At 71.3% G+C, this 20662-nt stretch carries 15 protein-coding genes and 2 rRNA genes; 10 read left to right on the top strand and 7 right to left on the bottom strand.

Features of this window, described 5'->3' with window-relative positions:
- Positions 1 to 94 (top strand): 23S ribosomal RNA (locus EOT10_RS16310); the annotation flags it as partial.
- A gap of 91 nt (positions 95 to 185) precedes the next feature.
- Positions 186 to 302 (top strand): 5S ribosomal RNA (gene rrf, locus EOT10_RS16305).
- Between the two features lie 81 nt (positions 303 to 383).
- Here rrf and EOT10_RS16300 read toward each other — a convergent pair.
- From EOT10_RS16300 to EOT10_RS16280, 5 genes are read right to left on the bottom strand one after another with little or no spacing between them, the layout of a single operon-like run.
- The gene (locus EOT10_RS16300) at positions 384 to 1694 is read right to left on the bottom strand and encodes a DUF58 domain-containing protein (protein WP_127828911.1); all 1311 of its coding nucleotides are present in this window, start codon (positions 1692 to 1694) and stop codon (positions 384 to 386) included.
- A 19-nt stretch (positions 1695 to 1713) separates the two neighbouring features.
- On the bottom strand, positions 1714 to 2703 hold the full coding sequence (locus EOT10_RS16295; RefSeq protein ID WP_127828910.1) for an AAA family ATPase: 990 nt from the start codon (positions 2701 to 2703) through the stop codon (positions 1714 to 1716).
- Entirely contained in the window at positions 2703 to 3992 is a 1290-nt protein-coding gene (locus tag EOT10_RS16290) for a DUF4350 domain-containing protein (protein WP_127828909.1), read from the bottom strand. The genes EOT10_RS16295 and EOT10_RS16290 overlap by 1 nt, the downstream gene beginning before the upstream one ends.
- Positions 3989 to 4681, bottom strand: coding sequence for a DUF4129 domain-containing protein (locus tag EOT10_RS16285; RefSeq protein WP_127828908.1), 693 nt, complete (start codon positions 4679 to 4681; stop codon positions 3989 to 3991). The genes EOT10_RS16290 and EOT10_RS16285 overlap by 4 nt, the downstream gene beginning before the upstream one ends.
- A 4-nt stretch (positions 4682 to 4685) precedes the next feature.
- Positions 4686 to 5996: a DUF7847 domain-containing protein gene (locus EOT10_RS16280; RefSeq protein WP_127828907.1), complete on the bottom strand. Its 1311-nt coding sequence runs from the start codon at positions 5994 to 5996 to the stop codon at positions 4686 to 4688.
- Between the two features lie 140 nt (positions 5997 to 6136).
- Between EOT10_RS16280 and mtnA the strand changes: the two genes are divergently transcribed.
- The 7 genes from mtnA (at position 6137) to EOT10_RS16245 (ending at position 15590) form a co-directional block, all read left to right on the top strand.
- A complete protein-coding gene (gene mtnA, locus EOT10_RS16275; RefSeq protein WP_127828906.1) occupies positions 6137 to 7285 on the top strand; it encodes an S-methyl-5-thioribose-1-phosphate isomerase in 1149 nt (382 codons plus the stop codon).
- Positions 7286 to 7289: 4 nt separating this feature from the next.
- Positions 7290 to 7979 (top strand): two-component system response regulator MtrA, encoded by a 690-nt coding sequence (gene mtrA / locus EOT10_RS16270; protein ID WP_189491636.1) that lies wholly within the window; start codon positions 7290 to 7292, stop codon positions 7977 to 7979.
- A 1-nt stretch (position 7980) separates the two neighbouring features.
- Positions 7981 to 10071, top strand: a complete 2091-nt coding sequence (mtrB, locus tag EOT10_RS16265; RefSeq protein ID WP_127828905.1) for an MtrAB system histidine kinase MtrB — start codon at positions 7981 to 7983, stop codon at positions 10069 to 10071.
- Between the two features lie 142 nt (positions 10072 to 10213).
- Entirely contained in the window at positions 10214 to 12019 is a 1806-nt protein-coding gene (locus EOT10_RS16260) for an LpqB family beta-propeller domain-containing protein (RefSeq protein WP_127828946.1), read from the top strand.
- Positions 12020 to 12598: 579 nt separating this feature from the next.
- Complete coding sequence (locus EOT10_RS16255) at positions 12599 to 13600, top strand: ComF family protein (protein WP_127828904.1); 1002 nt, start codon at positions 12599 to 12601, stop codon at positions 13598 to 13600.
- Positions 13601 to 13925: 325 nt separating this feature from the next.
- Entirely contained in the window at positions 13926 to 14615 is a 690-nt protein-coding gene (gene hpf, locus EOT10_RS16250; protein ID WP_223280996.1) for a ribosome hibernation-promoting factor, HPF/YfiA family, read from the top strand.
- Positions 14616 to 14834: 219 nt separating this feature from the next.
- On the top strand, positions 14835 to 15590 hold the full coding sequence (locus EOT10_RS16245) for a response regulator (RefSeq protein ID WP_127828903.1): 756 nt from the start codon (positions 14835 to 14837) through the stop codon (positions 15588 to 15590).
- A 69-nt stretch (positions 15591 to 15659) separates the two neighbouring features.
- Here EOT10_RS16245 and EOT10_RS16240 read toward each other — a convergent pair whose 3' ends face one another.
- Both EOT10_RS16240 and EOT10_RS16235 read right to left on the bottom strand, forming a co-directional pair.
- Positions 15660 to 16838 (bottom strand): winged helix-turn-helix domain-containing protein, encoded by a 1179-nt coding sequence (locus tag EOT10_RS16240; RefSeq protein ID WP_127828902.1) that lies wholly within the window; start codon positions 16836 to 16838, stop codon positions 15660 to 15662.
- Positions 16839 to 16914: 76 nt separating this feature from the next.
- Entirely contained in the window at positions 16915 to 17487 is a 573-nt protein-coding gene (locus tag EOT10_RS16235; protein WP_127828901.1) for a GNAT family N-acetyltransferase, read from the bottom strand.
- A gap of 244 nt (positions 17488 to 17731) precedes the next feature.
- Between EOT10_RS16235 and secA the strand changes: the two genes are divergently transcribed.
- Positions 17732 to 20536: a preprotein translocase subunit SecA gene (secA, locus tag EOT10_RS16230; RefSeq protein WP_127828900.1), complete on the top strand. Its 2805-nt coding sequence runs from the start codon at positions 17732 to 17734 to the stop codon at positions 20534 to 20536.
- Positions 20537 to 20662: the final 126 nt, after the last annotated feature.

Genomic DNA, 20662 nt, shown 5'->3' with positions numbered 1-20662 from the left:
AGGCTCCCAGTAGACGACTGGGTTGATAGGCCAGATCTGGAAGCCCGGTAACGGGTGGAGGTGACTGGTACTAATAGGCCGAGGGCTTGTCCTCAGTTGCTCGCGTCCACTGTGTTGGTTCTGAAACCACGAACAACCCCACACCCATGGTCACGGGTGTGGTGCGGTTGACAGTTTCATAGTGTTTCGGTGGTCATAGCGTGAGGGAAACGCCCGGTTACATTCCGAACCCGGAAGCTAAGCCTCACAGCGCCGATGGTACTGCAGGGGGGACCCTGTGGGAGAGTAGGACGCCGCCGAACTAATTTTGATAGAAAGCCTCAACCCCCGAGTGAAAACTCGGGGGTTGAGGCTTTTTTGCGTTCACAGGCAAACCGGGGGACTCAGAGCCGGCCTGCTGCTTTCAAAGCGAGATATGCGTCCGCGAGTGCGGGTGCGAGTTCGTTCGGGGTGGCATCTACGACCGTGACTCCGTGGCGAATGAGACGTTCCGCGGTGCGTTGGCGTTCTGCCTGGGCCTGGGCGGCTGCCGAGGCGTCGTACACCGCTTCTGTGTTTCCCCGGGACGTCGCCATTTCCGTGATTTTCGGGTCCGCTACGGATGCCACCAAGACCGTGTGGCGCTTTGTGAGGCGGGGGAGGACCGGGAGGATGCCCTCTTCCACCGGCGCCGCGTCGAGGCTGGTGAGGAGGACGACGAGTGAGCGGCGGGGAGCGGTGTGCAGGGCTGCCGAGGCCAGGCCGCGGGCGTCCGTTTCCACCAGTTCCGGCTCCAGCGGGGCCATGGCGTTGACCAGGGCGGGCAGGAGTTCGCCGGCCGCGCGGCCCTGGACCAGGGCGCGGATGCGGCGGTCGTAGGCCAGCAGGTCCACTCGGTCGCCGGCGCGGGATGCGAGGGCGCCCAGGAGGAGGGCCGCGTCCATGGAGGCGTCGAGGCGGGGTGCGTCGCCGACACGGCCGGCGGAAGTGCGGCCCGTGTCGAGGACCAGAAGGATGTGGCGGTCGCGCTCCGGGCGCCAGGTGCGTACCGCGAGCGTGGACTGGCGGGCTGTGGCGCGCCAGTCGATGGAACGGGTGTCGTCCCCGGGGACGTACTCGCGCAGGCTGTCGAATTCGGTGCCTTCGCCGCGGGTCAGGACGCTGGTGCGGCCGTCGAGTTCGCGCAGGCGGGCCAGCTTCGAGGGGAGGTGCTTGCGGCTGTGGAACGGGGGGAGGACCCGGACCGTCCACGGGACGTCGTGGGTGCCCTGGCGGGTGAAGAGGCCCAGCGGGCCGTACGAGCGGATCGTGACGCGGTCGGCCTTTCGGTCGCCTCTGCGGGTGGGGAGCAGGCGGGTCGTGACGCGGCGGCGTTCACCCGGGGGGATCGTCACGCGGTGGCGGGATGCCTCGACCTCGGTGCCGGGGAGCCAGCTGCTGGGCGGCCAGGCGTCGCGGAGCTGGGCGCGCAGAGGGCGGCGCGAGGGGTTGGTGACGGTGAGGGTGACGTCGGCCGGGTCGCCGAGGCGTACCGCGGTGTCTCCCGATCGGGTGAGGCGCAGGCGGCGTACCGGGGCGGCCAGGGCGAAGTCGCAGGCACAGGCCAGGGCCAGGGGGGTGTTCACGGCGAGGATGCCGGTCCAGCTGGGCTCCCAGATGCCTACGGGGAGGGAGCCCAGGGCGGCGAGCAGGGCGGTGCGTCCGGTGAGGGCCATGGGGGTCCTGAGCCTTGCGTCAGCGGGGGACGGGGACGTGGGCGAGGATCGCGTTGATCACCGAGTCGGGTGTCACGCCTTCCATCTCGGCCTCGGGGCGGAGCTGGATCCGGTGGCGGAGCGTGGGCAGGGCGAGGGCTTTGACGTCGTCGGGGATGACGTAGTCGCGGCCTGTCAGCCATGCCCAGGCGCGGGCTGTGGAGAGCAGTGCCGTGGCGCCTCGGGGGGAGACGCCGAGGGTGAGGGACGGGGACTCGCGGGTGGCTCGGCAGAGGTCGACGACGTAGGCGGTGATCTCGGAGGAGACCGTGGTTTTCGCGACGGCGGCTCGGGCGGCTTCCAGGTCGGCGGCGGTGGCTACGGGGCGTACGCCGGCGGAGCGCAGGTCGCGGGGGTTGAAGCCCTGGGCGTGGCGGGTGAGGACGTCGATCTCGTCCTGGCGGGACGGGAGGGGGACCGTGAGCTTGAGGAGGAAACGGTCCAGCTGGGCTTCGGGGAGGGGGTACGTGCCCTCGTACTCGACGGGGTTCTGCGTCGCGGCGACGAGGAAGGGGTCGGGGAGGGGGCGGGGGGTGCCGTCGACCGTGACCTGGCGTTCTTCCATGGCTTCGAGGAGGGACGCCTGGGTCTTGGGCGGGGTGCGGTTGATCTCGTCCGCGAGGAGGAGGTTGGTGAAGACCGGGCCGGGCTGGAAGGAGAACTCGGCGGTGCGGGCGTCGTAGACGAGGGAGCCGGTGACGTCGCTCGGCATCAGGTCCGGGGTGAACTGGACGCGTTTCGTGTCGAGTTCGAGGGACGCGGCGAGGGCGCGTACGAGGAGTGTCTTGGCGACGCCGGGGACGCCTTCGAGGAGGACGTGGCCGCGGCAGAGGAGCGCCACGACGAGGCCCGTGACCGCGGGGTCCTGGCCGACGACGGCCTTGGCGATCTCCGCGCGCAGAGCCTCCAGAGACGCCCGTGAGCTGCGGGGATCTCCGGTGGGCCCGCCGTTGTCAGTGGTCGGGTCCATCATGAATGGCGTACCTCTCTTTCGAGGGCGTCGAGTTGGTCGGCGAGGGCGATCAGGGCCGCGTCGTCGGCCGGTGGCGGGCCGAAGAGGAGGGGGCGGGGGTCCTGGCCGGGGGTGCGGAGTGCGGCGGTCAGGGCGGGGAGCAGGGTCTCGGGCGAGTGGGCCTGGGACGGGGGGACGCCGATGAGGGGGGCGAGGCGGGTGCGGGTGGCGGTGCGCAGAGCTGAGGCGGCGCGGTCGCGGGCGTTTGCCTTGCGGTAGAGGCGGGCGCGGCCTTCGACGGCTTCGGAGGCGCGGATCGAGACGGGGAGGCGTTCGGGTACGAGGCGGCCGAGGCGGCGGCCGCGCCAGAACGCGGCGAGGACGGCCGCGACGAAGAGCTGCAGGGTGCCCCAGAGCCAGCCGGAGGGGAGCAGGTCGAAGAGGCCGCGGCGGTCGGAGCCGGTGGCCGCGGCGTCGTCGGAGAGCGAGGGGAGGTACCAGACCAAGTGGGGGCGGGAACCGAGGAGTTGCAGGGCCAGCGAGGCGTTGCCCTGCTGGTCGAGACGGTCGTTGAGGAAGATGTCGGGGGCGCCGATGAGGAGGGTGTCGCCGCCGTGTGCCTCCGGCAGGCGGAGCAGGGTGGGGAGGCTTTCGCTGCGGTAGCAGGCGTCCGCGTCCGGGGGGTACGTGGCGTAGCGGCGGCCGCCGGTCTCGGCGTCGCCGGCGCGGCGGGCGACGGGCAGGGAGCAGCCGGGCTGCGCGAGGGCGTCGAGGCTGGGGGCCGGGTCCGCGGTGACGTCGGGGGCGAGCGTGCTGAGGGCATGGGCGCCGGGGGCGATCAGGACGGTGCGGCCGCCGGAGTCGGCGGTGACGGAGCGCAGTTGGGTGCCCTGGTGGTCGGTGAGCAGGTCGGGGGACGCGACGAGGACGGTCGTGTCGGGGCCGGCTGCGGCGCGGGCCTCGGCGGTGGTGGTGACCACGCGAGTGGAGACGCCGCGGGCGGCCAGGAGCTGGGCGACGGCGCGGCTGCCGTTCGGGTCGGCGGAGCGCGGGTCGAGTCGGCCGTGGGCGGCGTCGGAGCGGACGAGCGCGATGGCGACGGCGGCGATCAGGAGGATCAGGGCGGAGATGAGCAGTCCCCGCGTGCGGGTCCAGAGCTGACGCGGGGTGCGGGCCGTGGACGTGGGCGTGGGCGGTGTGGGGGGCTGCTCGGTGGGGTGCGTCGTCGGGTTGGCGTCGGTGGTCGCCGGCTCGGGCTCGGTGGCGGCGGGGGCGGTGAGCCGCGGGTGTGGGGGCCGGCCGGTCACTCGGCGGCTCCTCGGGTGCTGCCGGTGAGGGTCGGGGTCGTGCGGCCCAGGTCGGTGTCGAGCGTGGTGAGGCGTTCGTACGTCTGTCGGGTGGCGGTGCGGCCGCCGTATGTGACGTCGTCGAAGTCGCGGGCGGCGGTGCGCAGTCCGTCGGTGTGGGCGGGCAGGGTGCGGCCGGCCTCGGTGGCCGCCTCGTCGGCGGTGCGGCCGGGGCGCGGGTCGAGGAGCGCGCGTTCCTCCAGGGAGCGGACGATGGCGCGCATCCGTTCCTGGACGGCCTGGGTCCAGTGGCCCTGGGCGGCGTGTGCCTCGGCGGCCGCGCGGTGTTCGGCGGCGCTGTGGGGGCGGTCGTCGAAGAGGGCGGCGGTGGAGTGGGGTGCGCGGTGCGGCGTGCCGAGGCGCCACCACAGGGCGACGGCCAGGGCGATCACCGCGAGCGCGATGACGAGCAGGCCGAATCCGCCGCCGGGGGTGGCCCCGGAGGCGGCGGAGAACAGTTTGTCGACCCATTCCCAGAAGCGGTCGAGGCCCCGGTGGAGGAGGCTCGGGTCGTCCTGGTGGTACGCGGGCTTGGACAGCTCGCGTCGGGCGGCCTCCCGCGCGGGGTCGCGCGGGATCGTCACCGGTGGTGTGTCGCCGCCGCGCGAGCGCGGCGCGGCGGCCCAGAGCACTCCCCCCGCCAGGCTCACTCCATCAGCTCCCCGGCGCGGGGCGGGCGGTGTCGCCGTATTCCTGGATGCCTGCGGCGCGGCCGAGTTCCAGGTCGAGGGCTTCGCGGCGGATGCGCTGGTCGATGTAGAGGAGCACGGTGACGCCCGCCGAGATCGGGAACGTGATCATGGAGCCGATCACCGCGCCGATGCCGGTGACGATGAGGAATGTCCAGCCGACGTCGCCGGTGCTGCCGTCGAGGTAGCTGTTGACGCCCTCGCCGCTCAGTGCGGCGGCGAGGAAGGTGAAGGGGATGGCGATGATCGCCGAGACGAGTGCAGCGATGATCCCGGCCAGCAGCTGGATGCCGAAGACCCGCCACCAGGAGCCGCGTACCAGCTTGGTGGAGCGGCTCATCGACTTCAGGATGCTCTGCTTCTCCAGCATCAGGGCCGGCGAGGCGAGCGAGAAGCGGATCATCAGCCAGATCGCCAGTACGGCGCCGGCGAGGGCGCCGAAGGCGATGAGCGGGTCGCTGGAGTCCGAGGAGCCTATGACGCCGACCAGGATGCCCGGCAGCATGCAGACGAGCAGGACGGCGGCGGCGATGAGCGGCAGGAGGATCGTCAGGCCGAACAGCCTCAGGAGCTGGGGCTTGGCGTCCTTCCAGGCCTCGGCGGTCGTCACGGACCTGCCGAGTACGGCGCGGCTGGTCACGGTCGTGAGCAGGGCCGTCGCGACGATGGTGCCGAGCAGGTAGACGATCTGGACGATGCCGGAGCCGAGCAGGGTGTCGCCGAGCGCGCGGGTCAGCTCGCCGGGTGTGGCGCTCGGGTCGCCGAGTGCGTCGGTGTTCGCCGTGTCGGTCAGGACGAGGCCCTGAAGGAGGACGACCCCGATCTCGATGAGGACCGCGACGGACAGGGAGATGCCGAGGACGGTGCGCCAGTGCGTACGCATGGTCGACACGGCGCCGTCGAGGATCTCGCCGACGCCGAGCGGGCGCAGAGGGATGACGCCGGGCTTGGCCGCCGCGGGCCTGCCCTGCCAGGAACCCCAGCCGCCGCCGTAGCCACCACCGGGGCCGCCGTAGCCACCACCGTCGCTGTAGCCCCCGCCGCCCTGGCCGCCGCCCCAGCCCTGGGCCGGAGGTGTCGGAGGGGGTGGGGCCTGGCCGGAGGCGGACGGGGCGGACCACTGCGCGGGCGGTGGCTGCTCCTTGGACCACTTCGGGTCGGGAGCGCCGCCCTTGCCGTCGCCGGCCGGGCCGTCGTGGCCGTCCTGCGCGGGCTGGTCGTCCTGGCCGTCGGAGGGGGCGGATCCGGGCGAGGCCCAGCCCGGAGTGTCGTTCATCGTCGCTCCTTCACGGTGCCCGTCCGCGGTCGCGGCGGCAGCTTGGCGCCCATCGTGCCACGGTGTGGCCCGGAGGTGACCGGGTGCCGTATGGGCTGCACGCCTTCAATTGTCTGCTGGGTAAGGGGCAGACTGGGCGGATGGCTGACCAGTACGCGCAAACCGGCGACGACAAGCGGCCCACCGACCTACCCGTTCTCCGCTGGGAGGAGCCGGCCGAGGGGCCCGTGCTCGTCCTGCTCGACCAGACCCGGCTGCCCCGGGAGGAGGTCGAGCTCGTGTGTACGGATGCGCGCGGGCTCGTCGACGCGATCAGGACCCTCGCGGTGCGGGGGGCGCCACTCCTGGGCATCGCGGGGGCGTACGGCGTCGCCCTGGCGGCGGCGCGGGGGTTCGACGTGGACGAGGCCGCCGACGCGCTGGCCGGCGCGCGGCCCACCGCGGTGAATCTGGCCCGGGGTGTGCGCCGCGCCCACGACGCGTACCGAGCCGGGCTCGGGCAGGAGGGCGACCTGGAGCGGGCCGCACGGGACGCGCTGGCCGCCGCGCGGGCGCTGCACCGGGAGGACGCCGAGGCCAGCGCCGCCATGGCTGGGCACGGCCTCGCGCTGCTCGACGAGCTGGTCCCGGGCGGCCGGTACCGGATCCTCACGCACTGCAACTCGGGGGCGTTGGTCTCCGGGGGCGAGGGCACGGCGTTCGCGGTCGCGCTCGCCGCGCACCGGGCGGGGCAGCTGCGCCGGCTGTGGGTGGGCGAGACGCGTCCGCTGCTCCAGGGCGCCCGGCTGACGGCGTACGAGGCGGCGCGGACGGGGATGGCGTACACGCTGCTCACGGATAATGCGGCAGGGTCGCTGTTCGCGGCCGGTGAGGTCGACGCGGTGCTGGTCGGGGCCGACCGGATCGTGGCGGACGGTTCGGTCGCCAACAAGGTGGGGACCTATCCGCTCGCGGTGCTCGCCAAGTACCACCACGTGCCGTTCATCGTGGTGGCGCCGGGGACGACGGTGGACCCGGACGCGCCCGACGGAGCGTCCGTCGAGGTGGAGCAGCGGGCCGGACAGGAAGTGACGGAGGCCATGGCGCCGCAGGGGACGGTGGCCGGGTTCGAGGCGGGGGGCGGGTATCCGGTGGCCCCCTTGGGAACGCAGGCGTACAACCCCGCGTTCGACGTGACGCCGCCCGAGTTGGTGACGGCGATCGTCACGGAGTGGGGAGTGGTTTCCCCTGTGACAGCAGAAGGACTGGGCGAGCTGTGTGCCAGGTCACGCCAGGTAACGATTAAGTAATGGGATGATGTGGCCTATGAAGGGACGAGTCCTTGTCGTCGACGACGACACCGCACTGGCCGAGATGCTCGGCATTGTGCTGCGTGGTGAAGGTTTTGAGCCGTCGTTCGTAGCTGACGGCGACAAGGCGCTGGCCGCTTTCCGTGAGTCCAAGCCGGATCTGGTGCTCCTGGACCTGATGCTTCCCGGGCGGGACGGTATCGAGGTGTGCCGCCTGATCAGGGCGGAGTCCGGGGTGCCGATCGTGATGCTGACGGCGAAGAGCGACACGGTGGACGTCGTGGTGGGCCTCGAGTCGGGGGCCGACGACTACATCGTGAAGCCGTTCAAGCCGAAGGAGCTCGTGGCCCGTATCCGGGCGCGGCTGCGGAGGTCGGAGGAGCCTGCGCCGGAGCAGCTGGCCATCGGTGACCTGGTCATCGACGTGGCGGGGCACTCCGTGAAGCGGGAGGGCCAGTCGATCGCGCTGACGCCGCTGGAGTTCGATCTCCTGGTGGCGCTCGCCCGCAAGCCCTGGCAGGTGTTCACGCGTGAGGTCCTGCTCGAGCAGGTATGGGGCTATCGGCACGCGGCCGACACCCGCCTGGTGAACGTGCATGTGCAGCGGCTGCGCTCGAAGGTCGAGAAGGACCCCGAGCGTCCGGAGATCGTCGTGACCGTCCGTGGCGTCGGTTACAAGGCCGGACCGAGCTGACGTGTCCCGGGACAGTGCCGCTCCGGCCCCCGGGAGGCCGGGAATCCGGTCGGGGCGGCCTGTGGGACCGCAGGCCCGGCGCGGCTCCGTGCTGCGCCGGTTCCTCGACGGCGGTCTGCTGCTCCAGGGCGGGGTGAAGGGCAGCCCCGTGCTGCGCCTGTTCGCGCGCTGGGTGCGGCGGCCGCTGCTGCCCGCCATGCGTCTGTGGCGGCGCAACATCCAGCTCAAGATCGTCGTGACGACGCTGCTGATGTCGCTCGGTGTCGTGCTGCTGCTCGGCATCGTCGTCATCGGTTCCGTGCGCAACGGCCTGCTCGACGCGAAGGTGAAGGCGTCGCAGAGCCAGGCCGAGGGCGGCTTCCGGGCCGCCAAGGACAAGGCCGACACGGCGGCGGCCGGGGCGCGCGACGGGGCGACGGCGGACAGCCGGGCCCCGCTGAACACGAACAACTGGATGAGTGAGCTGGTCACCCAGCTCTCGTCCGGCGGCCAGAGCGCCTTCGACGTCGTGACGCTCAGTCCGCCGGGGGCCGACAGCAGCGACAGCGTGCGCGGGCCGCGGGCCTCGGGCGGTGTCCTCGACCCGAGCGTGCCCGACGACCTGCGTGAGCGCGTCGACCAGATGACGGGCGCGTCCCAGGAGTACACGCGGATCGTCTACGAGGACGGCAAGGGTTCGCAGCCGGGCCTCGTCATCGGCAAGCAGCTGACCGACCCCAAGGGCAACGCCTACCAGCTGTACTACCTCTTCCCGCTCACGCAGGAGGAGAAGTCGCTCGGCCTGGTGAAGGGCACGCTGGCCACGGCGGGGCTGTTCGTCGTGGTGCTGCTCGGCGCCATCGCCTGGCTGGTCGTACGGCAGGTGGTCACGCCCGTGCGGATGGCGGCCGGGGTCGCCGAGCGGCTGTCCGCGGGGCGCCTCCAGGAACGTATGAAGGTCACCGGTGAGGACGACATCGCCCGGCTCGGTGAGGCCTTCAACAAGATGGCGCAGAACCTGCATACGAAGATCCAGCAGCTGGAGGATCTGTCGCGGATGCAGCGGCGGTTCGTGTCCGACGTGTCGCACGAGCTGCGGACGCCGCTGACGACGGTACGGATGGCCGCCGATGTCATCCATGACGCGCGCGTGGACTTCGATCCGGTGACGGCGAGGTCGGCGGAGCTGCTCGCCGACCAGTTGGACCGGTTCGAGTCGCTCCTCTCGGATCTTCTGGAGATCAGCCGCTTCGACGCGGGCGCGGCCGCCCTGGAGGCGGAGCCGATAGACCTGCGCGAGGTCGTACGGCGTGTGGTGGGCGGCGCCGCGCCGCTGGCCGAGCACAAGGGCACGCATGTGCGGATCATCGGGGACCAGCAGCCGGTGGTCGCCGAGGCGGACGCGCGGCGCGTGGAGCGCGTCCTGCGCAATCTCGTGGTCAACGCCGTGGAGCACGGTGAGGGCAAGGACGTCGTCGTGCGGCTCGCCGCGGCGGGCGGCGCGGTCGCCGTCGCCGTACGGGACTACGGCGTCGGGCTGAAGCCCGGCGAGGCCACGCGCGTGTTCAGCCGCTTCTGGCGCGCCGACCCGGCACGCGCGCGTACGACCGGTGGTACGGGCCTCGGCCTGTCCATCGCCCTGGAGGACGCGCGGCTGCACGGCGGCTGGCTGCAGGCGTGGGGCGAGCCCGGCGGCGGGTCGCAGTTCCGGCTCACGCTGCCACGTACGGCGGACGAGCCGCTGCGCGGGTCGCCGATACCGCTGGAGCCGGAGGACTCGCGGCGCAACCGTGGCCTGAGCGAGGCCGGGCTTCCGCTTGGCGGGGGCGCGGGCAAGCTGGCGACGGTCCCGGCGCAGACGGCGGGCACGTCGCGCGTGCCGTCGCCCGTACCGGCGAAGGAGCCGGCCGCGTCCCGGTACGCGGTCGATCCCGCGGCGCTGCCCGGGAGCGGCGCGCGGGTCGTGGCGCGGGGCGAGGCGGCGGCGTCGGCTGCGGCTTCGGCGGCACGCGGGGAGGACGCCGGGGCCATGGACGCCCCGGACGAGCGGTCCGGACCGGCCGACGCGGCCGGCGGGAGGGGCGAGGGAAGTGGTGGCGGGCGTGCGCGATGAGCGGGGGCGGCCTCCGTCGGCCGGACAGCGGCACGGGCGGGGCCAAGGACCAGGGCACGGACGAGGGCAAGGGCGAACGCGCGGACTGCGCGCGGGTGTGCTGCTCGGCTGCGGCACGCTGGTGCTCAGCGGCTGCGCGTCCATGCCGGACAACGGCGGTCTGCAGGCCGTCGAGGCGTCGCAGCGGCCCGACTCGCAGGTGCGTGTCTTCGCAATGCCGCCGCGCGAGCACGCCGGGCCCGTCAGCATCGTCGACGGCTTCCTCGAGGCGCTGACCAGCGACGACCCGCAGTACACGATGGCGCGCAAGTACCTCACGGACAGGGCGGCCAGGGACTGGCACCCGGAGGAGAGCACCACCGTTCTCACGGACGGGCCGAACACGGGCCCGGCGAGCAGGCCGAGCGCCGGTGACGAGGGACGCACGTTCCGGCTGAGCGGCCGTCAGGTCGCCCTGGTCGACCAGGAGCACGCGTACCGGCCCGAGGGCCGCGCGTACAGCACGACGCTGCACCTCGTCGAGGAGGACGGGCCCAAGGGCAAGCAGTGGCGCATCGACGGGCTGCCGCAGGGCGTCGTCCTCGGACAGTCCGACTTCCAGCGCATCTACCAGTCCGTCAACAAGTACTACTACGCGCTGGATGAGGAGTCGTCAGGCGGCGCGGGCACGAGCGGGGAGTCGGGCGCGGGTTCGGGTTCCGGCTCGAGTGACCGTCAGAAGCGGCTGGTCGCCGACCCCGTGTACGTACGTCAGTGGATCGACCCCCTCACGCAGACGGTACGGGCTCTGCTGGCCGGGCCCACGCGCTGGCTGGACCCCGTGGTGACCACGACGTTCCCCTCCGGGACGCGGCTGCGGAAGGACGTGATGACCCTCGCGCCGGACGACGACAACAACCTGAAGGTGCCGCTGAACGCGAAGGCCGACCATGTCGGGCAGGCTCACTGCAAGGAGATGGCCACTCAACTCCTGTTCTCCCTGCAGGATGTGACGTCGGCCAACGTGTCGCAGATCGAGCTCCAGCGGTCGAACGGTTCGCAGTTGTGCGTCCTGAACGAGAGTGGCGCCGAGGCGCTCGTGGCGCAGCGCACCTCCGGGCCCTCCGACGACCAGTACTTCCTGGACGCCAAGGGGCGGCTCGTACAGATGTCGGGCGCCTCTCGCACGACGAAGGAACCGGAGCGGGTGCCGGGGCCGCTCGGCGACGGTGAGCAGCGGATGCGTTCGGTCGCGGTCTCGCGCGACGAGACGCAGGCGGCCGCGGTGTCGAACAACGGGAGCGCGCTGTTCGTCGGCTCGTTCGTGTCCGGCGCCTCGCTCGGCGACCCGGTCGTACGGAGTCACGCGAAGTCCGAGAAGGACCGTCTGACGACGCCCAGTTGGGACGGGCTCGGCGGCCTGTGGGTGGCCGACCGGGACCCGGGGAAGCCGCGCCTGCTGATGTTCGGCCGGGGCCTTGCGGACGAGGTCCACGAGGTCGACGTGTCCGGTCTGGAGGGCGGGCGCATCGAAGCGGTGAAGGTGTCGGCCGACGGCGCCCGGATCGCGCTCCTCGTGCAGGCGAAGGGCCGCACCACGCTGCGGATCGGACGGGTCGAGCGTGACCTGGGGCCGGACGGGCGGCTGACGGTGTCGGTCGACGGACTGAGCGCCGCGGCACCGCAGATGGAGGAGGTCACGGCCATGTCGTGGGCCGGCCCGAGCCGGCTCGTCGTGGTCGGCCGCGAGTCCGGCGGTGTGCAGCAGCTGAGTTACGTGCAGTGCGACGGCTCGGTGCCGCCGGGGCAGGCGCTGCCCGGCCTGACGGGCGTGAAGGAGATCGCGGCGTCCGAGGACGACCGCCTCCCGCTCGTCGCCCACTCGGACGACGGCATCGTGAGACTGCCACCGGGCCTGCCCTGGCAGACGGTCCGCAAGGACGGGACGGCACCGGTCTATCCGGGGTAGGGCGGCGGGCTGTCCGGGGTAGGGCGGTGGCCTGTTCGGGGGAGGGCCGTGGTCTGTCCGGGGTAGGGCGGCTGTCAGAACCGGGGGCGTCGGGCTGTCCGGGGTAGGCGGCGGTCTGCCCGGGGTAGGGCGGCGGGCAGTACCGGGGACGTCGGTCTGTCCGGGGTAGGCGGCGGTCTGCCCGGGGTAGGGCGGCGGTCAGTACGGGGGGCGTCGGGCTGTCCTGGGGAGGATGCCGGTCAGTTCGGGGCTGGGGTGCTGGCTGTCCAGGGGAGGGCGCCGGTATGTCCGGGGTGGGACGTCGGTTGATCCGGGTGAGGATGCTGGTCTCTCCGGGCTGGGATGCCGGTTGATCCGGAGAGGATGCCGGTCCGTCCGGAGTGGGGCGGCGTCTGTCCGGGTGGGATGCCGGTCCGTCCGGGGTGGGCGGTTTTCCTCCAGGTGGTGCGGGTGGCGGCCGGTCACGGGCGGCGGAGTTGGGCCGTCCGATTGCAACGGAGTGTGTCCGTCCGGGAGTTGTCCACAGGCGGTTGTCCACAGGGGTGGCAGCGGGACGCGCACGTTGGCACAGTGGTGGGTATGCGGGGGTGGTGGCAGGGCCTCGGAGATCTGGTGCTGCCGGCCGAGTGCGGAGGTTGCGGCCGGCCGCGTACGGCGCTCTGCGCGCGATGCGGGGACGCCTTGTGCGGGGGCGTGCCGGGGAGGGTGCGGCCGAGTCCTGAGCCGGCCGGGCTTCCGGTGGTGCATGCGGCGGCGCCGTACCGGGACGCGGTGCGGGCCGTGCTGCTGGCCCACAAGGAGCGGGGGGCGTTGGGGCTCGCGGAGCCCTTGGGCGTGGCGCTCGCGGGGGCGGTGTGCGCGGGGATGGTGTACGCGGGGCTGGGCGGCGTCGCGGGCTTCACCGGCCCCACTGGTCCAGGCGGCGTCGCGGGCTTCACCGGCCCCGCCGGTCGGGGCAGCGTCGCGGGTCTCGCCGACCCCACCGGTCCGGGCGGCGTCGTGGGTCTCGCCGGCCCCATCGGCCCCACCGGCTCCACCGGGCTCGCCGGTATGGGTGGTCCCGCCCAGGCCCCCGCCCGAGCAGAAGCCCGTACACATCGGCGGCGTGCGCCTCTGTTGCTCGTGCCCGTGCCCTCCGCGCGGAAGGCCGTCCGGGCGCGAGGGCATGACCCGGCGCGACGGATCGCGTACGCCGCGGCGGCGGAGCTGCGCCGTGCAGGCGTCCCCACCAGGGTGCTCGCCGCGCTGCGCCAGCGGCGCCCCGTCGAGGACCAGGCCGGGCTCAACTCACGCAGGCGACTGGCCAATCTCGCCGGCGCCCTCGAGGTGCCTGCGGGAGCCCACCGGCTGCTGGCTCAAAATGGCCGGATCGTGCTGGTCGACGACCTCATGACGACGGGCGCCTCACTGGCGGAGGCGGCCCGCGCAATACGTGCCGCGAGACCCCGGACGGGGGAAGACGAGGGCGGTCGGAGCACACCGGGATGGATGGAAACTGCACGGGAATTGCCCCCGCGCAACTTGATCATCGCGGCCGTCGTCGCCGCCTCACCGGGTTCTTTCGAAATAAACCGGAACTGAGAGTAAACCTGCGTCGTTGCAGGTAGCGAGAGGGTCTATTCACCTGAATGGAGGTACGCGTCAGTAGAGGGTGACGACATCCGTCCGGGCGAGATATGTTCGGTTGTACGGAATGGCGGACGCCATCCCCCGCATATCCGAATGCTGTGTCGTGGGCGCCGCAGGTTTTTTCGGCAATCACCCGCGATGATGGGGTGTAGATCTTGTCCTTGGGGGAGGAGGAGGTGGAAGTCACCGAGTCAGAGGCTCCGGAAGTGGCCGGAGTCTGGTGCAAGAGGGAGATGCTCCGCTGACGGAGCGGAGCGATCCGGGAACGGAGTTCTGCGTGGACATCGTCGTCAAGGGCCGCAAGACCGAGGTGCCCGAGCGGTTCCGCAAGCACGTGGCCGAGAAGCTGAAGCTGGAGAAGATCCAGAAGCTGGACGGCAAGGTGATCAGCCTCGACGTGGAGGTGTCCAAGGAGCCCAACCCCCGACAGGCCGACCGCTGCGACCGCGTGGAGATCACGCTCCGCACGCGCGGCCCGGTCATCAGGGCGGAAGCCGCGGCCAACGACCCGTACGCGGCGCTCGACCTGGCAACGGACAAGCTCGAGGCGCGGCTGCGCAGGGAGCACAGCAAGCGCTCCACCCGCCGAGGGAACGGCAGGCTGACTGCCGCCGAGGTCCCCGAGGTCGTCAACACGGCGACACTGAACGGAGACGGTTCGCTCGCCGAGAGCGAGGAGTCCGGCGGCGTACCGACCACGAGGATGGGATCCCTCGAGGTCCAGGGCGAAGGGCCGCTCATCGTTCGCGAGAAGACGCACGTCGCTGCGCCCATGTCGCTCGACCAGGCGCTCTACGAGATGGAGCTGGTCGGGCACGACTTCTACCTCTTCGTCGACTCCGAGACCAAGGAGCCCAGCGTCGTCTACCGGCGCCACGCCTACGACTACGGCGTGATCCACCTCAACACCGACCCGATGGTCACCCAGGCGCAGTCGTCCGACGCGGGCGGCGCCCTCGGCGGCTGAGCGACAGCGCCGCCGAGCCAGCGGGAGACAGCCGAAGGGTGCCCCTGGGGAGCGTGTGCGCCCCCGGGGGCACCCTCGTGCGACCCCCCTGCACACCGCTCTGTCACCGCACCGACGTCAAGGCATGAAATCATGGCCGGGCCGGGTCAACCGGTGTGCCGCAGCCCTGGGTTGGCGTGGCACAGGAAGACGGGGCCATGGCCTTCAGGGGGAGGAACGATGGCGGACAGCTTCGGACCGATGCGGGACGACGTCGCCGGCGCGGCCGACGACGGAGTCCCGGGCATGGGCCCGGACGAGAGCTCGCCGCGCAAGGAACCGATCAGGGTTCTCGTGGTGGACGACCACGCGCTGTTCCGGCGCGGGCTCGAGATCGTCCTCGCGGCGGAGGAGGACATCCAGGTCGTCGGCGAGGCGGGTGACGGCGCCGAGGCAGTGGACAAGGCGGCCGACCTGCTGCCCGACATCATCCTGATGGATGTACGGATGCCCAAGCGCGGCGGGATCGAGGCGTGCACCTCCATCAAGGAGGTGGCCCCCAGCGCCAAGATCATCATGCTGACCATCAGCGACGAGGAAGCGGATCTCTACGACGCGATCAAGGCCGGCGCGACGGGATATCTGCTCAAGGAGATCTCCACGGACGAGGTGGCCACGGCCATTCGCGCCGTGGCCGACGGGCAGTCGCAGATCAGCCCCTCGATGGCCTCGAAGCTCCTCACCGAATTCAAGTCCATGATCCAGCGCACGGACGAGCGCCGCCTCGTGCCCGCGCCCCGGCTGACCGACCGGGAGCTGGAAGTCCTCAAGCTCGTCGCCACGGGGATGAACAACCGCGATATCGCGAAGGAACTGTTCATCTCCGAGAACACCGTGAAGAACCATGTGCGCAACATCCTGGAGAAGCTGCAGCTGCACTCCCGGATGGAGGCCGTGGTGTACGCGATGCGGGAGAAGATCCTCGAGATCAGGTGAGGGTGGCGGCCGGCACCCTCACACGAACCGAACCGAACCGAACCGAACCGAACCGGGCCAGATCCAGGTTCAGGCGACCGCGGCGACCAGGGCGGGTCTGAGCTCGGCCGCGTCGACGCGCTCGACCCGGACCGCGTCGCAGCCCACCCACTCCGCTGCCTCCCGAAGTGCCTGCGCCACGGCCGGGACCGCCTTCGGTCCGTCCAGGGACACCTGCTTGGCGACCAGCGTGCTCCCGTCGCGCGCGGGGTCGACCCGGCCCACCAGGTGCCCGCCCGCCAGGACCGGCATAGCGAAGTACCCGTGCACCCGCTTCGGCTTGGGGACGTACGCCTCCAGGCGGTGCGCGAAGCCGAAGATCCGCTCCGTGCGTGCCCGCTCCCAGACCAGGGAGTCGAAGGGCGAGAGCAGCGTCGTGCGGTGGCGGCCGCGCGGGGAGCTCTCCAGCGCCGCCGGGTCCGCCCAGGCCGGCTTCCCCCAGCCCTCGACGGTCACCGGGACCAGGCCCGCGTCCTCGACCACGGCGTCGAACTGCTCGCTCTTGAGGCGGTGGTAGTCCGCGATGTCGGAACGCGTGCCGACGCCCAGGGACTGGCCGGCGAGGCGGACCAGGCGGCGCACACACTCCCGGTCGTCCAGGTCGTCATGGAGCAGCTCCTGCGGCACGGCCCGCTCGGCGAGGTCGTACACGCGCTTCCAGCCGCGCCGCTGGGTGCACACGACCTCGCCGTACATCAGGGCGCGCTCCACGGCGACCTTCGCGTCGGACCAGTCCCACCACTCGCCCTTGTTCTTCGCGCCGCCCAACTCCGTGGCCGTGAGCGGGCCTTCGGCGCGCAGCTGCTTGACGACCTGCTCGTACGCGCCGTCGGGGAGGGGGTGTCCCCAGTGCGGCCGCGAGCGGTAGCCGCGGCGGCGGAACGCGAAGTGCGGCCACTCCTCGATGGGCAGGATGCACGCCGCGTGCGACCAGTACTCGAAGGCGTGGGGTGCCCCGCCCGCGCCCGGCGTCCAGTACGCGTCCTCGACCGTCCTGCGGCCGACCGCGCCCAGGCGCGCGTACGGGACGAGCTCGTGCGAGCGGGCGAGGACCGAGATCGTGTCGAGCTGGACCGCGCCGAGGTGGCGCAGGGCGCCGCGCACCCCGGCTCTGCGGTCCGGCGCGCCAAGGAACCCCTGGGCCCGCAGCGCGATGCGGCGGGCCTCGTCGGCGGAGAGTTCGGCGGCCGGGCGCGGCAAGGTCGTCATGTCACGAACGATAGGACGCGCCACTGACAGTCAGTCGGGGAACGGGAGATGACCCCTGCGGTCACGCCGGTGGCACTCACGCGGGGGACGGCAGATACGGCAGGGCCGGCGGGAGGCCGAGGTCCGGGGGGAGGAGCGCGCCGACCCAGCAGTCGCGCAGCACGCCCTTGTTCGGCAGCGCCGCCCGCAGGACGCCCTCCACGGTGAAGCCGGCCTTCTCGGCGACGGTCCGCGACCCGACGTTGCCCACTTCGGCCCGCCACTCCAGGCGCGTACATGCCAGGTCGGTGAAGGCCCAGTGGGCGAGCGCGAGGACCGCCTCTGTCATGTAGCCGCGGCCGCGGTGCTCCTTGGCCGTCCAGAAACCGACCTCCCAGGAGCCCGTGCGCGGGTGGTGCAGGCTCGCGGCGGCGATCACGGGGCCGTCCTCGCTCAGCCGTACGGCGAACGTGTACTCCGTGTCGGCCCGCCAGCCGTCCGGGACCATGCGGCCGACGAAGTGTTCGGCGTCCACGCGCGCGTAGGGCGACGGGATGGTGGTCCAGCGCTGGATGTCGGGATCCTGGACCGCGAGGAACACTTCGTCGGTGTCCTCCGGGGTGAACGTGCGCAGTCGCAGGCGGTCGGTGGTGAGTACGACGGGTTCCATCGGCCGATTCTGCTCGGCGGCCGGGCGGGGCGCCAGCAGATTTCACAGGGTGAGCGCGCTGTTACCTTTCGCAGTCGAGGTCCGCGGCTCCGTTGCGGCACCTTGAGAGGCCCTCGTCCGTTGTCCCTATGGCTGCGGTTATTGCAGACCTCCCGGCGCGCCGGGGTCCTCGCATACGATGGCCGTTGCTCTATACCGTCACACCCGACCGTGCCAGGCCCGACCGGCAAGGAGACCAACCCCCGTGTCCGTCCTTTCGAAGCTCATGCGTGCAGGCGAAGGCAAGATCCTGCGCAAGCTGCACCGCATCGCGGACCAGGTCAACTCCATCGAAGAGGACTTCGTCAGCCTCTCCGACGCCGAGCTGCGGGCCCTCACCGACGAGTACAAGGAGAGGTACGCCGGCGGCGAGAGCCTCGACGACCTGCTCCCCGAGGCGTTCGCCACGGTCCGTGAGGCCGCCAAGCGTGTCCTCGGCCAGCGTCACTACGACGTGCAGCTGATGGGCGGCGCCGCGCTGCACCTCGGCTATGTGGCCGAGATGAAGACCGGCGAGGGCAAGACCCTGGTCGGCACGCTCCCGACGTATCTGAACGCGCTGTCCGGCGAGGGCGTCCACCTGATCACGGTGAACGACTACCTGGCCGAGCGCGACTCCGAGATGATGGGCCGCGTCCACAAGTTCCTCGGCCTGAGCGTGGGCTGCATCCTGGCGAACATGACGCCGGCGCAGCGCCGCGAGCAGTACGCCTGCGACATCACGTACGGCACGAACAACGAGTTCGGTTTCGACTACCTCCGCGACAACATGGCGTGGTCCCAGGAGGAGCTCGTCCAGCGCGGCCACAACTTCGCGGTGGTCGACGAGGTCGACTCGATCCTCGTCGACGAGGCCCGTACGCCGCTGATCATCTCCGGCCCCGCCGACCAGGCCACCAAGTGGTACGGCGACTTCGCGAAGCTGGTCACCCGCCTGAAGAAGGGCGAGCCCGGCAACCCGCTGAAGGGCATCGAGGAGACCGGCGACTACGAGGTCGACGAGAAGAAGCGCACCGTCGCGATCCACGAGCCCGGCGTCTCCAAGGTCGAGGACTGGCTGGGCATCGACAACCTCTACGAGTCGGTGAACACCCCGCTCGTCGGCTATCTGAACAACGCCATCAAGGCGAAGGAACTGTTCAAGAAAGACAAGGACTACGTCGTCATGGACGGCGAAGTCATGATCGTCGACGAGCACACCGGCCGTATCCTCGCCGGCCGCCGTTACAACGAGGGCATGCACCAGGCGATCGAGGCGAAGGAAGGGGTGGACATCAAGGACGAGAACCAGACCCTCGCGACGATCACCCTGCAGAACTTCTTCCGTCTCTACGACAAGCTCTCCGGCATGACCGGTACGGCCATGACCGAGGCCGCCGAGTTCCACCAGATCTACAAGCTCGGCGTGGTCCCGATCCCGACCAACAAGCCGATGCAGCGCAAGGACCAGGCGGACCTGATCTACCGCACCGAGGTCGCCAAGTTCGACGCGGTCGTCGACGACATCGCCGAGAAGCACGAGCAGGGCCAGCCGATCCTCGTCGGTACGACGTCGGTCGAGAAGTCCGAGTACCTCTCGCAGCAGCTCTCCAAGCGCGGTGTCCAGCACGAGGTGCTCAACGCCAAGCAGCACGACCGCGAGGCCGTGATCGTCGCCCAGGCCGGCCGCAAGGGCGCCGTCACCGTCGCCACGAACATGGCCGGACGAGGCACCGACATCAAGCTCGGCGGCAACCCCGACGACCTCGCCGAGGCGGAGCTGCGCCAGCGCGGCCTCGACCCCGAGGAGCACATCGAGGAGTGGGCTGCCGCGCTGCCCGACGCCCTGGAGCGGGCCGAAAAGGCCGTGAAGGCCGAGTTCGAAGAGGTCAAGTCGCTCGGCGGGCTCTACGTCCTCGGTACGGAGCGCCACGAGTCGCGCCGTATCGACAACCAGCTGCGTGGTCGCTCCGGCCGTCAGGGTGACCCCGGCGAGTCCCGCTTCTACCTGTCGCTCGGTGACGACCTGATGCGCCTGTTCAAGGCCCAGATGGTCGAGCGCGTGATGTCCATGGCGAACGTCCCGGACGACGTGCCGATCGAGAACAAGATGGTCACGCGCGCGATCGCGTCGGCCCAGTCGCAGGTCGAGCAGCAGAACTTCGAGACCCGGAAGAACGTCCTCAAGTACGACGAGGTCCTCAACCGGCAGCGTGAGGTCATCTACGGAGAGCGGCGCCGCGTCCTGGAGGGCGAGGACCTGCACGAGCAGGTGCAGCACTTCATGGACGACACGATCGACGCGTACATCGCGGCGGAGACCGCCGAGGGCTTCGCCGAGGAGTGGGACCTCGACCGTCTGTGGGGCGCCTTCAAGCAGCTCTACCCGGTGAAGGTCACCGTCGAGGAGCTGGAGGACGCGGCGGGCGACCGTGCGGGTCTGACGGCCGAGTTCATCGGCGAGTCCGTCAAGGAGGACATCCACGCGCAGTACGCCGCGCGTGAGGAGCAGCTCGGCTCGGACATCATGCGTGAGCTGGAGCGCCGCGTGGTCCTGTCGGTCCTGGACCGCAAGTGGCGTGAGCACCTCTACGAGATGGACTACCTCCAGGAGGGCATCGGCCTGCGCGCCATGGCGCAGAAGGACCCGCTGGTCGAGTACCAGCGCGAGGGCTTCGACATGTTCACCGCCATGATGGAGGGCATCAAGGAGGAGTCCGTCGGCTACCTGTTCAACCTGGAGGTCCAGGTCGAGCAGCAGGTCGAAGAGGTCCCGGTGGAGGACGCGGCGCCGTCCCTGGAGAAGCAGGACGCCGTGCCCGCGGGTGTCGGCCGTCCCGAGATCCGCGCCAAGGGTCTCGACGCCCCGCAGCGCCCCGACCGCCTGCACTTCCAGGCGCCGAACGCCGAGGGCGGCGTGGACGAGATGGACTACATCTCCGAGGACGGCCCGACGCGCTCCGAGGCCGACGGCCTCACGCGCGCGGAGCGCCGCAAGCAGCAGAAGGGCGGCCGTCGCCGCAAGAAGTAGCGCGCCGCGCGCACTCTGATCGGTGCGTGCGCACGTTCTGACCGGGCGTGTGCGTACGTGACGGGAGGGGCCGGGCACCTGTGGGTGCCCGGCCCCTCCCGTCGTTCCTGCACCCCTCTCACCGCT

This window comes from Streptomyces antnestii (assembly GCF_004005495.1).
GTDB lineage: Bacteria > Actinomycetota > Actinomycetes > Streptomycetales > Streptomycetaceae > Streptomyces > Streptomyces antnestii.
This window is presented reverse-complemented; position numbering and strand designations above follow the sequence as displayed.

Bases quoted from the DNA above. Each gene is read 5' to 3' on its own strand.
- EOT10_RS16235 (WP_127828901.1), bottom strand. From the start codon at position 17,487: ATGGAACCCGTCGTACTCACCACCGACCGCCTGCGACTGCGCACGTTC.
- mtnA (WP_127828906.1), top strand. From the start codon at position 6,137: ATGGCTGACCAGTACGCGCAAACCGGCGACGACAAGCGGCCCACCGAC.
- EOT10_RS16240 (WP_127828902.1), bottom strand. From the start codon at position 16,838: ATGACGACCTTGCCGCGCCCGGCCGCCGAACTCTCCGCCGACGAGGCC.
- EOT10_RS16255 (WP_127828904.1), top strand. From the start codon at position 12,599: ATGCGGGGGTGGTGGCAGGGCCTCGGAGATCTGGTGCTGCCGGCCGAG.
- EOT10_RS16300 (WP_127828911.1), bottom strand. From the start codon at position 1,694: ATGGCCCTCACCGGACGCACCGCCCTGCTCGCCGCCCTGGGCTCCCTC.
- mtrA (WP_189491636.1), top strand. From the start codon at position 7,290: ATGATGTGGCCTATGAAGGGACGAGTCCTTGTCGTCGACGACGACACC.
- EOT10_RS16280 (WP_127828907.1), bottom strand. From the start codon at position 5,996: ATGAACGACACTCCGGGCTGGGCCTCGCCCGGATCCGCCCCCTCCGAC.
- EOT10_RS16295 (WP_127828910.1), bottom strand. From the start codon at position 2,703: ATGGACCCGACCACTGACAACGGCGGGCCCACCGGAGATCCCCGCAGC.
- EOT10_RS16245 (WP_127828903.1), top strand. From the start codon at position 14,835: ATGGCGGACAGCTTCGGACCGATGCGGGACGACGTCGCCGGCGCGGCC.
- EOT10_RS16260 (WP_127828946.1), top strand. From the start codon at position 10,214: ATGCCGGACAACGGCGGTCTGCAGGCCGTCGAGGCGTCGCAGCGGCCC.